We start from the raw sequence: 14787 nt of genomic DNA, 5'->3' as shown, positions 1-14787 counted from the left end.
ATAGCCCGGACACAGTGCCCAAGAGTAAGAATATTTCGAACCAACTATGTCTTAGCGAGTGATTTTGCCTTAATAAACGACAGTGTGAGGTGCTTCTCATGGTGAGTAATAAATCAGCAGCCAAGGCCAGGGAGAAAAAACACGACAGTGCGTCCAGTGTGAATGAGCAGCTGGATGGTCTGCTTAAGCGAGCCGGGATAGCGAGAGAAAAGTACCTGAAGCTCAACCAGGAAGACGTGGACCGGGTGACACGGGCTATGGCTCTGGCAGGGCAGTCTGCTCACATGGAGCTGGCGAGAATGGCCGTTGAGGAAACCGGAAGGGGAATCCTCGAAGATAAGGTCACCAAAAACATCTTTGCGACTGAGTCCATCTACCATTCTATCAAATACGATAAAACTGTCGGTGTGATTGAAGATAATGAGGAGGAGGATTTCATGTTGGTAGCTGAACCAGTAGGCGTTGTCTGTGGTATCACGCCAGTGACAAACCCCACCTCCACCACCATGTTCAAGTCTATTATTGCTGCCAAGACGCGTAATCCTATTGTTTTTGCTTTTCACCCTTCGGCACAACAATGTTCAACAGAAGCGGCAAGAATTGTTCGCGATGCGGCCATAGAGGCAGGAGCGCCAGAAGATTGCATACTCTGGGTAGAGCATCCATCACTGGAGGCCACTCAGAAGTTGATGACCCATCCCGAGATCTCAGTCATTCTCGCCACCGGTGGTTCAGGTATGGTTCGGGCCGCCTATTCTTCTGGCAAGCCGGCTCTGGGGGTGGGTCCGGGTAATGTGCCCTGTGTTATTGATCGCACTGCCAATATCAAGCAGGCCGCCAATGATCTGGTTCTGTCCAAGAGTTTTGATAACGGAATGATCTGTGCCTCCGAGCAGGCTGCCATAGTACACGACGAAGTTTATGCTTCTTTTAAGGAAGAGATGAAGAGGCTGAATGTCTATTTCACCTCTCCCAAAGAGACCGATCGCCTGGCTGAAGTGGTCATTATTGATGGCCATGTCAACAGTAAGATTGTGGGGATGAAGCCATCCGATATTGCTGCGCTGGCAGATATTAAAATACCGCAAGAGACAAGGGTTATCGCGTCTGAGATTGAAGGGGTTGGGCCCGAGTTTCCCCTGTCCCGCGAGAAGCTCTCGCCGGTGTTGGGCTTTCTCAAGGCCAGGGATACCCAACATGGTATTGAACTGGCCGACCAGATGCTGAACTTCGGTGGTCTCGGGCATTCCGCTGTTCTGCACTCCCAGAACGATGATGTGATTGATGAATTCTCGCTGGCGATGAAGGCCGGTCGTATTATCATTAACTCACCAAGCACCCATGGTGCTATTGGTGATATTTATAACACCAACATGCCCTCCCTGACTCTGGGTTGTGGCACCTATGGTGGGAACAGTACGACGTCCAACGTTTCTGCTGTTAACCTCATCAACGTCAAGCGCGTGGCCAAGCGCAGGGTTAATATGCAATGGTTCAAAGTGCCCAGAAAAATCTATTTCGAAGCCAACTCCCTGCAATACCTTGAAAAAATGCCCGACATTTCTCGTGTGTTCATCGTGACAGACGAGGTGATTCAGAGTCTGGGATATGTTGAAAAGGTTCGGTACCACCTGAGAAAACGTCCGGTGCCAGTGCAGGTGAGGGTATTTAATCAGGTTGAGGCCGATCCGAGTCTGGCGACTATTCGCGAGGGTGCCGAGGATATGGCGCTGTTCAATCCGGACGTCGTGATTGCTCTGGGTGGTGGCTCTCCTATTGATGCGGCCAAGGGCATGTGGTTGTTCTACGAGCAGCCAGAAGCTGATTTTGCGGGTATGGCCCAGAAGTTTTTTGATATCCGCAAGCGGGTTTACAAGTTCCCGAAACTGGGCAAGAAAGCCAGACTGGTGGCTATTCCCACAACGTCCGGAACCGGCTCTGAGGTGACTTCCTTTGCCGTTATTACCGATAAAGAGAAAGGCATCAAGTATCCTCTGGCCGACTATGAGTTAACGCCTGATGTAGCCATTCTGGACCCGAATCTGGTGCTGACGGTGCCCAAAAAGGTGACCGCAGACACAGGTCTGGATGTCCTGACTCACGCACTGGAAGCTTATGTCTCTGTGATGGCGTCAGATTATACGGATGCCCTGGCTATGAAGGCGATTCAGTTGGTTTTTGAGTATCTGCCGAAATCCTGCGAAGAAGCTGACAAGGTAGCCAGGGAAAAGATGCATAATGCTTCCTGCATTGCCGGTATGGCCTTTGCCAACGCTTTCCTGGGTATCAATCACTCTATGGCTCATAATTTGGGGCATGAGTTCCATATTCCCCATGGTTTGGCCAATGCACTGTTGTTGCCTCATGTGATTGAGTACAACGGGTGTCCGAATCCTTCCAAGGTGGCTTCTTTCCCGAAATACGATCATTACATCGCCCATGAGAAATATACCGAAGTGGCCAGGGCGCTGGGCCTGCCCTGTAAAACCCCTGAAGAAGGAGTCAAATCCCTGGCCAATGCTGTTCGTAAATTGATGAAGCGGCTGGGGATGCCTTTATCTCTGAAAGAGCTGGGGGTTTCTGAGAAAGGGTTTATGGAAAAAGTCAAAATGCTGGCTGATCATGCTTTTGAAGATCAGTGCACTACGGCAAACCCAAGAATGCCACTGATCTCTGAGCTGGAAACTTTGCTGAGGAAAGCTTATTACGGTGAGTGATCTTGTTTTTACTGTGGGGCGTTCCACACATCAGCATTGAAGGCGGCTCTGAACTATCTGGAGTCACACTGGTTCAATGGACTGTTGGCAAATACAAGAAATCAAAGGGGCGAAAGCGAAGAGCCTAACGTTATCCGGCAAGCATTAGCCAGAGAGGCTCCGATGTTTATGGCGTGCTGGCGTATTGGCTTGGTATTAGCGGTTGGATGAGGAGGTCATTAAGTGCTGAGTGATTCAAGTATACTTCTGTGAGCACCTGATGAGGTGGTTCTTTTGGGTGAGCCCACTGGCAGGAGTATGGTCGCGAGGCTATGTCCTATCTCGAATGCAATAAGTGAATGATTATATTGGATAATTTGATGTTTTGAATTATTTCAGTTTGTTACATCTCGCAATAAAATAAGCATGAGGCATAACAAAAAAAGAGCAAATTGCTGATGTATGAAATAATGGAAAGCCAATTGGCTCGCATAAAACAATCCGGCGAATACAGAATATTTACGGACATCAATCGCATTGGAGGCAATTACCCTCGTGCGTTATCCAACGGCAAGCCCGTCACGGTCTGGTGCAGTAACGACTATCTGGGTATGTCTCAGAATGATCTGGTCATTGCCTCCGCCGTGGATGCCATCCAACAGCATGGCGTTGGCTCCGGCGGCTCTCGTAATATTGGTGGCACGCACCAATACCTCACTGAATTGGAAGTCTCGATTGCAGACTGGCATCAAAAAGAAGCTGCACTGGTTTACCCGACCGGTTACTCTTCAAACGATGCAACCTTGCAATGTTTACTGAGGATGTTCCCAGAGCTAATAATCTTTTCTGATGAAAAGAATCATGCCTCCATCATTAATGGCATTCGCTCATCTAAAAACCAAAAGCACATCTTCAGACGCAATGACGCAGACCACCTCGAGTCACTTCTGAAAACCGTCGACATCGATTGCCCGAAACTGATCATCTTTGAATCCGTTTACTCTATGGATGGTGACATTGCCGACATCTTTGGGATTGTTACACTAGCAAAGAAATACAGATGCTTGACTTATTTGGATGAAGTACATGCCATAGGTATGTACGGCGCACGCGGGGCGGGTATTGCGGAGGCCTTGGGCCACGAATCGGATATCGACATCATACAAGGTACCATGGCGAAAGCCATCGGCGTGATTGGTGGTTACGTTGCTGGCAACCGAACCATTATCGACTTTATTCGCTCGTTTTCGTCCGGCTTTATCTTTACCACTTCATTGCCTCCAAGCATCGCCAGAGCCTGTTTAACCAGCATCAACCACTTGAAAGCCTCGGACTCTGAGCGCCAGAAGCTCAAGTTCAATACAGCGCTCTTGCGCGCGATTTTTGCGGAGTTGGGCATTCCCATCATGGGATGCTCAGAAACGCACATTTTGCCAGTCAAGATCGGCGACGCCCGGAAATGCAAACAAGCGGCCGATCTGCTGCTGAGCAAGCATGGGATTTACATTCAGTCGATCAACTCACCAACCGTCGAGGTAGGCACCGAGAGCTTCCGGATCAATGCAACGCCCAATCACACCGAGACGCATATTCGTCACCTCGCTGAGGCAATCAAGAGCGTGTTCGTTGAGCTAGAAATCGATCAAACTGTTGCGCTTGGGTGAGCCAGAGTGAACAAGGGTTGTAAACATGGATAATTACACGCTTTCACAGATCCTGGTATCCATCGCTATTGTGTTTGACCTGTTGTCTTTCCAGTTCAAAACACGCAAACACGTGGTGTTGTGCCTGTTTATTGCGGGAGCGTTGATTGCGACGCACTTTTACTTGCTCAATGCTTTCACAGCGGCCGTGGTTATGACGATTGCGTCAATACGCTATCTGACCAGTTACTTTACGTCTCGGCCCGGGGTAAGAAACCTGTTTTTGATTATCAATGGTGTGACACTCTTTGTTACCTACGAGTCTTTCATCAGTCTCGTGGCGTTCGTCGGCTCCTGCCTGCAAACGATAGGCGCATTCAGTAAAGACGATCGTGAGATGAGACTCATCATGATGGTGGGTGCGGTAGTTTGGTTGAGCCACAACGTTCTTGTCCTGTCCCCGATGGCCGTCGTCATGGAAGTGCTGTTCCTGCTCAGTAACATCGTGGCCTACCTGAGGTTCTACAACAAGAGCCCAATAGTGACAAAGTCCGAGTACTGAGCTTTACGTCTGTTTCATTCCAGCTAATGAACAGACATCTGGCTCCCATCGCTTAAGCACCTCATTGAGGTGCTCTCTATTGTGGTGTGTCATATATGACTACTGATGCCACATGTTCTGTTTGCTTTTTTGCTCTGGGTCAATAACCGGTTAATCTCTTTACGAAACCTTCACAACACAGTTGAACTGGTGCATTGTGACCGGTTACATTTCGTCCCAAACCATGCGCTGCCCATCAACTGTCTGCCTGTTTGAGTTCCACGGGGTTTTGATTGAGGTTTGTGCAGTGACGTTAATATCTAAGGGGTAACTATTTTGAACATTCTTGGCTATATGCAGAGATTGGGTAAGGCATTGATGCTGCCCATCGCCACTCTGCCTATTGCAGCAATCCTGTTGCGTCTTGGGCAGCCTGACCTGCTGGATATTGCCTTTGTCGCAGAAGCGGGTAACGCTATTTTCAGTAACCTGCCTTTGCTGTTCGCGATGGGTATTGCTGCCGGACTGTCAAAGGACGATGCCGGTGCAGCGGTGCTGGCGGGTGCAGTTGGCTATTTTGTCCTGACTGCCGGGGCCAAGACCATCAATGCCGACATTGATATGTCATTCTTTGGCGGCATTATTGCCGGTATTATTGCCGGTCATAGTTACAACCGTTTCCATGCGGTGGCACTGCCACCCTATCTGGCGTTCTTCGGTGGCAAACGTCTGGTTCCGATCATGACCGGTCTGATTGCTCTGGCGGTCTCTGTAGCAGCAGGTTATGTATGGCCAGTCATCCAGTCTGCCATTGATGCATTTGCTAATGGTATCTCTGAGTCTGGCCCCATTGGACAGTTTGCCTATGGAGTGCTGAACCGTGGCCTGATTCCGGTAGGTCTGCACCATGTTGTGAACTCTGTTTTCTGGTTTGGCTTCGGTGAATTCACCAATGCTGCCGGTGAGGTAGTTACGGGCGATCTGCCTCGTTTCTTTGCCGGTGACCCCACTGCCGGTACTTTTATGGCGGGCTTCTATCCGGTCATGATGTTCGGTCTGCCAGCTGCTGCGCTGGCTATGTATCTGGCGGCGCCTAAAGAAAATCGTGCCCGTGTAGGTGGTGTTCTGCTGTCTGTCGGTGCTACTGCCTTCCTGACCGGTGTCACTGAGCCTCTGGAGTTCATGTTCGTATTCCTGGCGCCAGGTCTCTACGCTGTTCATGCCGTGCTGACAGGTTTATCTCTGGTAATCACCAATATGTTTGGTGTTCTGCATGGCTTTGGTTTCTCTGCGGGTGCCCTGGATATGGCTCTGAACTGGGGGCTGGCTACCAAGCCTGTGACCCTGGTGTTCATTGGTCTGGCTTTCTCTGTTATTTACTTCTGTGTTTTCTATTTCGCTATCAGGGCTTTCAACCTGAAGACACCGGGGCGCGAAGACGAGGAGCCGGAAACAGCAGGATCTTCTGAAGCAGTCAGTGGTTCGGAGCGTGCTCTGCGTTTCATCGAACTGTTGGGCGGTGAGGGCAACCTGACCTCTGTTGAAGCCTGTATCACCCGTCTGCGTCTGACTCTGGCCAATCGTGACCTGATCGATGAAGCTGGCCTGAAAGCCGTGGGTGCCAAAGGTGTGGTGAAGCTGGGTGAAAATAACCTGCAGGTGATTCTTGGGCCTCAGGCTGAGATCATTGCGGGTGAAATAAATGCCCTGATGGCTTGACAATAGCTATTTTGCCCTGACTCAAAGAAACTTGTACCGGTCTTTCCCCGCAAAGCAGTTTAGGGGAAAATCCGGATACCTTTTTAGTCAGGGCTGTCTGATTCTTAGGTTATGGTGCGGAGTATACCTGGAGTATGTTCGACTTGCCGAATGACTGGGTGAATCAATATTTCCTGTCGGCTTACGTTCTGAAATTCAGGCTCAGCGTCTGAATTAAAGCAGACAGATAGTGTATCTTTATTCTGATGCATCCGTTTAGAGTCAGGCCTGTCCAGCCTCTTGCTTCCTGACAGGTGCTCAAGTTAGAGAGAGACCGAATATGTTTAAGAAAGATGTAGTGATCACGGCTGAGAATGGCCTTCATACTCGTCCAGCTGCTCAGTTTGTTAAAGAAGCCAAGAGTTTTGACTGTGACATCAAACTGGAAGCAGGTGGCAAGCAGGCCAGTGCCAAGAGTTTGTTTAAACTGCAGACCCTGGGGCTGACTCAAGGCTCAACAGTGACCATCATCGGCGAAGGTGATGGCGCTGAAAAGGCTGTAGAGCATCTGGCAGAGTTTATCATTACTTTGAAGTAAGCTCTTTGTTGACCTGGCCTCTCCGGCCGGGTTGTCTCTCGGAATAAAGCAGTCGTGAATCAGGAAATGATTGAGTCGTCCTCTGACGGATTAGTTTGCTGCTGCAAAAATGCCTGTAATACTAAGGCGGTTGCGGGTATTCTCTAGAGAGTATCACGTACCGGGTGTATCTGAACGAATACATCGGGGCGATGTCATTCACGAGGCAATACTGAGACGTGTTCTCAAGTATGTCTGTTGGATAGCTGGCGGGTAATGCGCTCTGGTGAGTTAAATTGTCAGGTGTTGTTACTTGTTAAAATGTTCCGGATTCTCTTCAGATTGCCTTCTGTACAGAGAATTCCGGCTCTTCGTGTACTCTTTAACAGGTACATTACGATCCTCCAGTAAAGATTTGCCGGGGAACGATGTTTTCAAGTGTGCGATTATGTGTGTCTTGTTGAGCGTATTTGTAACGTCGTTCCAATCCTGTGTCAAGTCCTGGTGGTTTAATACGGATAACTTTTGTTGTGTTCCGTGAATAAAAGTGTCCTTTGGTGTGACTGTATGTTGGGCAGAGTCATCAACTCTGTTGATTGTTGAAAAAGCCTGTTAGCCCTTGTGTGGCAAGGGGGTTAGGTATTTTCACGAGGCTGAATTTACACCGGAAATCCTATTTACTAATGAACTGGCGGGTTATCCCGCTGTGACTAAGGGTATTGGAGACGTCATGATCAAAATCGCAATCAATGGCTATGGTCGTATCGGTCGCAACGTTCTGCGTGCACTCTACGAAGCAGGTCGCCGTGAAGAATTCCAGATTGTTGCTATCAATGACCTGGGTGATGCGAAAATCAATGCTCACCTGACCAAGTACGACACTGTACATGGTCGTTTCGACGCTCAGGTTGAGGAGGGTGAAGGTGCACTGTTTGTAAATGGTGACGAAATCAAGACATTCTCTGAGCGTGATCCTTCCAGTCTGCCCTGGGCCGCTCTGGGTGTAGACGTTGTATTTGAATGCACCGGTGTGTTCCGTTCCAAGGAAGCCTGCAAACCTCACTTGAGTGCTGGTGCCAAGAAAGTCATCATCTCTGCTCCGGGCAAGGAAGTAGACGCCACCATCGTTTATGGTGTTAACCACGACACTCTGACTCCTGACATGACCGTTATCTCTAACGCTTCATGCACCACCAACTGCCTGGCTCCCATTGCCAAGCCTCTGAACGATGCTCTGGGGATTGAAAAAGGCTTGATGACCACTATTCACGCCTACACCAATGATCAGCGTCTCAGCGATGTATACCACAGTGACCTGTATCGTGCCCGTGCTGCTGCACAGAACATGATCCCGACTGCTACCGGTGCCGCTGCAGCGGTTGGCCTGGTGGTTCCGGAGCTGAAAGGCAAGTTTGACGGTATGGCCGTTCGTGTACCTACCATCAACGTATCTCTGGTAGACCTGAGTTTTGTGGCCAGTCGTGAAACTTCTGCTGAAGAAGTTAACGAAATCATTGCTTCTGCTGCCAAGTCTTCCGAAGCGATGGGCAAGGTTTTGCACGTAAACCATGAGCCTCTGGTTTCCATGGACTTTAACCACAGCCCATTCTCTTCCAGCTTTGATGCCACACAGACTCGCGTTCAGGGTAACCTGGTGAAGGTTATGTCCTGGTACGACAACGAGTGGGGCTTTTCCAACCGAATGCTGGATACTGCTAAAGCGCTGCTGGGCGCCTGAATCCAGATCATTGAAAAGCCTCGCTGATCTGAGGCTTTTCAGGTTGATGCCGATGCTCTGATAACAGGGCATTGGATTCCTGAGACTGAGTGGCAAAAAGAAGAAGGTGTTTATGAAGCTGGCCGGGAATTAACCTCTCAACCTGCCTTCTGGACGATGGTAGATTAGCCTGCCATCTATAATGGGCTCAGATTGGCATACTGGCTTTCAGGTACACACTCTCCTTTTTGCTGCTTTATCAAGATAAGCAGATGCAGGAACTTACACTTCGAACGTTCCTCACTTAAAAATTGTTGTCAAACTGCCGTATGGCATTTATGCCCCGGTCGACTCTTCCTTTAAGTAGTTTCATCGTGCTGGGTCGATTCGTGGCGAATTCGCGAGAGGATATCATGCTCAGACGCACAAAAATCGTTGCCACACTCGGACCAGCTACAGAGTCCGAAGAACAGCTCACCAAGCTGATTGAAGCCGGTGTCAACGTTGTTCGACTGAACTTCTCCCACGGTGATGCTGATGATCACCGTGTCCGTGCAGAGCGCATTCGCAATATCGCTGCCCGTCTGGGTCGCAGTGTTGCGATTCTGGGTGACCTGCAGGGGCCCAAAATTCGAATTGGTCGTTTCCAGAATGGCAAGATCTTTCTGCCCGATGGCGCTGAGTTCGTTCTGGATGCAGAGCTGCCTATTGATGCCGGTGATGAAACCCAGGTCGGTCTGGCTTACAAGAATCTGCCAAACGATTGCAAGGTGGGCGATGTGCTGTTGCTGGACGACGGTCGTCTGAGCCTGCAGGTTAAGTCGATTGAAGGTTCGCGCATTGTAACCACTACTCTGGATGGTGGTGAGCTGTCTAATAACAAAGGTATCAACCTGGCCGGTGGGGGTCTTTCTGCCGATGCCCTGACCGAAAAAGACAAGGAAGACATCAAGCTGGCTGCCTCTCTGGAGGTGGATTTCCTGGCTGTGTCTTTCGTTCGCAGTGCCAGTGATGTTGAACAGGCTCGCAAGCTGCTGGCTGAAGCCGGTGGTACTGCTGCCATTTTGTCCAAGATTGAGCGTGCTGAAGTGGTTCAAAGCTTTCAATTGCTGGAAGAAGTGATCCGGGCCTCAGACGCGGTCATGGTAGCTCGTGGTGACCTGGGGGTGGAAATTGGTGACGCTGAACTGATTGGTGTTCAGAAACAGATGATCAACGTTGCCCGTCGACTGAACCGTCCTGTCATTACCGCCACACAAATGATGGAATCCATGATTCACAACACACAGCCAACCCGTGCTGAAGTGTTTGACGTGGCCAATGCTGTTCTCGATGGCACCGACGCAGTCATGCTCTCCGGTGAAACAGCAACAGGCAAGCGTCCACATGAAGTCGTCAAAGCCATGGCCCGTATTTGTCAGGGCGCTGAAAAACATCCTGAAATGATCTCCGGAAGCAACCTGGATAAGGCCTATGCCGGTGAAACCGATGCCGCCATTGCGCTGGCTGCCATGCATGCGGCTAACCGTCTGGAAGGTGTAAAAGCGATCGTTTGCCTGACCAAAACCGGTGCGACTCCTCTTTGGATGTCCCGTGTTAATACCAGCCTGCCCATTTTTGCCCTGACTCGCTACAAAACCACCGAGCGCCGCGTTGCACTTTACCGTGGGGTGGAGTCGGTCGCTTTTGACAGTGGCAGCCAGTACGGTCCTGAAGTGAATCAGCGTGCTATTGCCGAACTAAAAGGTCGTGGCCTGCTGGAATCCGGCGACCGTATTATTCTGACCAAGGGTGAGTCCTGTGAAATTGAGGGCGGTACCAACACCATGCAGATCGTTACTGTGAAATAATTTCAGTCAATTCAGGCATGTTGACTGGGCAGCATGCCTCACGCTTTCCCTTACGGGATTCAGGAGACGAGCAGATCATGGCAGAACTAAAAAAAATTGGTGTGCTTACTTCAGGTGGCGATGCGCCTGGCATGAATGCTGCCATTCGTTCCGTAGTACGTAGCTGCATCTTTTACGGGGTTGAGCCGGTAGCCATTTATGAAGGTTACAAAGGCCTGATTGAAAACGATCTGAAGGTAGTGAATGCGCGTTCAGTGGCCAATATTATCAACCAGGGTGGGACATTCCTGAAGTCTGCCCGTTGTCAGGAATTCCGTGCTCCGGAGGGACGGGCTGCTGCTTATAAAAATGCCTCTGCCGCCGGACTGGATGGACTGGTTGTTATTGGCGGTGACGGTTCCTTCACGGGTGCCATGCTGCTGGAACAAGAGCATGGTCTTCGCTGCATTGGTGTTCCCGGCACTATTGATAACGATATCTTCGGAACCGATTTCACCATCGGTTATGACACCGCCCTGAATACCGTGGTCGAGGCGATTGACAAGATTCGTGATACCGCCACCTCTCATAATCGTCTGTTTCTGATTGAAGTTATGGGTCGTGATGCAGGCTTTATCGCATTGAACGCCGGTATTGCTGCGGGTGCAGAAGATATTTTGATTCCGGAAGATCAGAAGCCCATAGATCAGTTGATGGGCTCTATTGAAAGCAGTGGCAGAGCCGGGAAAACATCCAGTATCGTAGTGGTTTCAGAAGGTGATAAATCCGGTGGTGTTTTTGAACTGTCCCGGGCTGTGGAAGAAAACTTCCCGGCCTATGAAGTCAAAGTGACGGTGCTGGGCCATATTCAGCGCGGTGGCAAGCCCAGCTGTTATGATCGTGTCCTGGCCAGTCGTCTTGGAGTGGCTTCTGTGGAAGCTCTGCTTGACGGTGTCAGTGGAGTGATGGTGGGTGTACGTGATCAGAAGATTGTCCATACACCCTTAAAGGAAGCCATTAGTAAACACAATGAGATTGACAGCCAACTGTTGAAAGTAGCAGACATAGTTACAGTATAAAGACATATAATACTAATCGTGCTTTCTAACTTCCGTGATGAGCATGGAGATTTGAGCCTTAAGAAAAGGCGGGGTGAGGAGTCATAGTCTTAGCTGCGACGATCGCCAACGCAGGATTAAGGCTCAAATCTTCAGCGCAATAGGGAGTTAGAAAGTTCGATTGGTATAGCAGCTGTGGTCTGCCGTTTCAGCTGTTAATCTGGAAAGGAATCGGGAGTTTCAGTCAGGTTAACTGGCCTGATTACTCAAAGGCTCCTAAAATCAATGCGTTTGAAGTAGAAGGTGAAAGTGATGGGCCTTTTTGACTCTCTCAAGAAAAGTATGGGGCTGGGTGCCAGTCAGGGAACGGTGATCAGAGCACCGTTGACCGGCGACATTGTACCAATTGAAGAAGTACCTGATCCTGTTTTTGCTGACAAGGTGGTAGGTGATGGTATCGCCATTAATCCCACCGGCAAAGTCATGGTAGCCCCTTGCGATGGTGAGATTGGCAAAATCTTTGAAACCAATCATGCCTTCAGCATGGAGACGCCAACCGGGGTTGAGCTGTTTGTTCACTTTGGTATCGACACCGTTGAGCTGAAGGGCGAGGGTTTCAAGCGTATTGCCAGCGAAGGCCAGCAAGTCATGGCTGGAGATCCCATCATCGAAGTGGATCTGGACTTTCTGAAAGAGAATGCCAAAAGTATTATTACGCCCGTTGTGATCTCCAACATGGACGATGTAGCCTCTCTGGAAAAATCTTCGGGCTCTGTTGTTCAGGGCAACGACAAGTTGCTGGTGGTCAAAATGAAGTAAAACTTTACAAAGACTATTATTTTTTGAACAAAAAAATCAGCCATACCCTGAAGCCGGTTCTCTGTCGGCTTTTAAAATGTCTGGCCTTAAAGCTTTCCCTGCCAGTTAGTATCCCTGACCACCCCGTTAGTGAAGACTTATCTTCCTTCCCCTATCCTGTTTGCGATTGAACCCTTTGGGTAACTCGTTGTCTCACTATATAGACAGGTATGAATTTAGAAATGCAGTTTACGTCCTGAAAAGCAATGCCTAGGAGCCTGACCGAGAATAGCGCCCGTAGCGAGGACGGCAGAAAATTGAGGATGAAAATTCGGTTTTGTGAGGAGAATAGCGAGCTATTTGACGAACAAAAGCGGATTTTTAGACCAATTTGCTGCCGCCGCAGTAGGGCAGTCTATTCTCGGTCAGGCTGCTAGTAACCGCCTGTCGTGACTTATCCCCATAATAAAAACCCTATGCGATTAGGCTGAAGGAGGTGTATATGAAAGGAATTGTGTCACTTTTAGTGATGGTGTTTACCGGTTTCCTGCTGTTGATTTTTTCATTCCAAAAAGTGTCTGTACCCACGGAAGAGCCTGGGGAGGCAGAAAGTTTGCAGGTTGTTATTGATGAGTTGGACTTTATCAGAAGCGAGACAGTGTCCAAATACCTGGACGGAGACCCGCTCTTGAATGGGGACAGCTATCTGTCTTACGACAAGGCTCGTGAGGCTCGCTTGAACAAGATGTCCCATCAGGAATTGGTTGCAGAGCTCAAGCGTCTTGAAACCCTGCAGGTCAGTCAGGCTACCCAACTTGCCGGAATCGTTCTTCCTCCGCAGGAAGAAACTGCCAAGACAGCAGAGATATGGGGCCTCGATGACATAGTCAAAAAAAGCTCAGGCAACGGGTGTATGGGAGCAAGATCAGCCTATTCCTCTTATATGTCGTCTTATTATGATGACCTTCTGAGGTATCAGTCAGGGGGATGTTTTGGCGATTTTCTTCATCCTGTGCCCTATTTTGTTATGGACCCATCCTATGAGGAATATACCGTTACAATGCCTGCAGCGATTACCGAGGGTGAGCCTGAAAGTTACAAGGTTTGGGTCAGCCCGGGTAAGATGGAAATGCTTAAGCAGAAACAGAAGCTGGACAAGATGCTGATTGATGATGTGCTCAGAATGACGGGTGAGTTGCCTTGATGGATGACTAAATAAAAGGTTTACGTCGTATGGTTAGCCGTGGCTCTGGTTAAGGGTTGCCAGCTTTCTCTTAAACTCTCCTGTTAGCTCATGAAGACCACCACTCTCAATTTTGTGAGATTTTTTTTGTAAAGACTATGATTTCCTGAGCAGTCTGTGACAATCTGGTTATTATTGTCAGAGTTGTCCTGTCTATGTTTTTAGTCACTTTAATTCAGTCACTTTAATTTAGTCACTTTAAATAGTAGGCCAGACTTCTATAACTGATATCCAGCCAGGAGTCATACATTGTCAATACCTGTTGAGATCTGCATCAACAGTCTGAATCCAGACTATGTTTACCGCTCTGCTGCAGCCGCTTACGAGGGGGGCGCAGCACGTATAGAGTTGTGTGACGATATGTCCGTGGGAGGCACTACTCCCACAATAGAAGCTTTGGAAGCCGCCCGGAAAGCCTTTCAGGATCGCTGTGGTTTACTGTGCATGATTCGTCCCCGGGGTGGCGACTTTTCATTCGGCACTGAAGAGGTTCTGCTTATGGAACAGCAGATCTGTGATGCTGCAAAGGCAGGTGCTGATGGTGTCGTCATTGGCGCTCTTGCGCCTCCCGGTAATACCATTAATCGTGATGTGTTGGGCCGACTGGTCGATACCGCCAAGACCCGAAATCTGATTGTGACTTTTCATCGTGCACTGGATGCTACGCCCAATATGTTTGAGAGCCTGGATGTACTGATTCAATATGGTGTGGATCGTATTCTGAGTAGTGGTACAACCTGGGGTTCTGCTGACGGTGCCTTTGAAGGTGTGAGGATGCTCGAGCAACTTATGTTGAAAGCTGAAAACAGGCTGGAGGTGGTCGTCGGTGGCGGGGTTGATCCGGAAAATATCGGAAAGATACTACAACAGCTGCCAGTAGCGAATCATTCAGCCAGCATTCACGCGTACAGCAGTGTTCTTGATGAAGGGGAGTTATCGGTGGAGAGAGTCCGTTCCCTGTGTGCAGCAGTTGAATCCTTTTAGCCG

Annotated in this window: 11 protein-coding genes; all 11 read left to right on the top strand. The window is 49.3% G+C overall.

What is annotated here, in order from left to right:
- Positions 1–98: 98 nt before the first annotated feature.
- The 11 genes from adhE (at position 99) to ACOJUO_RS00115 (ending at position 14784) form a co-directional block, all read left to right on the top strand.
- On the top strand, positions 99–2717 hold the full coding sequence (gene adhE, locus ACOJUO_RS00165) for a bifunctional acetaldehyde-CoA/alcohol dehydrogenase (protein ID WP_422134696.1): 2619 nt from the start codon (positions 99–101) through the stop codon (positions 2715–2717).
- A gap of 437 nt (positions 2718–3154) precedes the next feature.
- Complete coding sequence (hemA, locus tag ACOJUO_RS00160; protein WP_422138601.1) at positions 3155–4360, top strand: 5-aminolevulinate synthase; 1206 nt, start codon at positions 3155–3157, stop codon at positions 4358–4360.
- 25 nt (positions 4361–4385) lie between these two features.
- Complete coding sequence (locus tag ACOJUO_RS00155) at positions 4386–4901, top strand: YgjV family protein (protein ID WP_422134694.1); 516 nt, start codon at positions 4386–4388, stop codon at positions 4899–4901.
- Between the two features lie 315 nt (positions 4902–5216).
- Entirely contained in the window at positions 5217–6599 is a 1383-nt protein-coding gene (nagE, locus tag ACOJUO_RS00150) for an N-acetylglucosamine-specific PTS transporter subunit IIBC (RefSeq protein ID WP_422134693.1), read from the top strand.
- A 319-nt stretch (positions 6600–6918) separates the two neighbouring features.
- Positions 6919–7176, top strand: coding sequence for an HPr family phosphocarrier protein (locus tag ACOJUO_RS00145; protein ID WP_422134692.1), 258 nt, complete (start codon positions 6919–6921; stop codon positions 7174–7176).
- A 709-nt stretch (positions 7177–7885) separates the two neighbouring features.
- A complete protein-coding gene (gap, locus tag ACOJUO_RS00140) occupies positions 7886–8893 on the top strand; it encodes a type I glyceraldehyde-3-phosphate dehydrogenase (protein WP_422134691.1) in 1008 nt (335 codons plus the stop codon).
- A gap of 392 nt (positions 8894–9285) precedes the next feature.
- The gene (gene pyk / locus ACOJUO_RS00135; protein ID WP_422134690.1) at positions 9286–10722 is read left to right on the top strand and encodes a pyruvate kinase; all 1437 of its coding nucleotides are present in this window, start codon (positions 9286–9288) and stop codon (positions 10720–10722) included.
- 77 nt (positions 10723–10799) lie between these two features.
- Complete coding sequence (gene pfkA / locus ACOJUO_RS00130; RefSeq protein WP_422134689.1) at positions 10800–11780, top strand: 6-phosphofructokinase; 981 nt, start codon at positions 10800–10802, stop codon at positions 11778–11780.
- A 291-nt stretch (positions 11781–12071) separates the two neighbouring features.
- A complete protein-coding gene (crr, locus tag ACOJUO_RS00125; RefSeq protein ID WP_422134688.1) occupies positions 12072–12578 on the top strand; it encodes a PTS glucose transporter subunit IIA in 507 nt (168 codons plus the stop codon).
- A 481-nt stretch (positions 12579–13059) separates the two neighbouring features.
- On the top strand, positions 13060–13761 hold the full coding sequence (locus tag ACOJUO_RS00120) for a hypothetical protein (protein ID WP_422134687.1): 702 nt from the start codon (positions 13060–13062) through the stop codon (positions 13759–13761).
- A 288-nt stretch (positions 13762–14049) separates the two neighbouring features.
- Positions 14050–14784, top strand: coding sequence for a copper homeostasis protein CutC (locus tag ACOJUO_RS00115; protein ID WP_422134686.1), 735 nt, complete (start codon positions 14050–14052; stop codon positions 14782–14784).
- Positions 14785–14787: the final 3 nt, after the last annotated feature.

The organism is Endozoicomonas sp. ALC020 (assembly GCF_049275935.1).
GTDB lineage: Bacteria > Pseudomonadota > Gammaproteobacteria > Pseudomonadales > Endozoicomonadaceae > Endozoicomonas_A.
Note: the sequence above shows the minus strand (reverse complement) of the source record. Positions and strands in the feature narration are given on the sequence as shown.